1 protein-coding gene is annotated in these 243 nt (G+C 51.9%); it reads left to right on the top strand.

Features of this window, described 5'->3' with window-relative positions:
• Positions 1-243, top strand: a 243-nt coding sequence (locus SB764_RS43815) for a prepilin peptidase (RefSeq protein WP_410867281.1), incomplete at both ends; no start/stop codon positions are given.

A 243-nucleotide genomic window follows, 5' to 3' on the forward strand; every position in this document is an offset into this window, starting at 1 on the left:
CTTTTTGATGTTTTTCAGCAATACCCCGCGGCGATGCCCATACTGGCAACCGTCGGAGGATTGATCATCGGCAGTTTTTTGAATGTGGTGATTTGGCGTTACCCCATCATGCTGCGCCAACAAATGGCGGAGTTTCATGGTGAAACGCCGAGTACGCAGTCAAAAATAAGCCTTGCGCTACCGCGTTCGCACTGTCCGCATTGCCAGCAGACTATCCGCGTTCGTGACAATATTCCGCTGCTC

It is taken from the genome of Paraburkholderia sp. SIMBA_027, assembly GCF_046535315.1.
GTDB classification, from domain to species: domain Bacteria; phylum Pseudomonadota; class Gammaproteobacteria; order Burkholderiales; family Burkholderiaceae; genus Paraburkholderia; species Paraburkholderia tropica.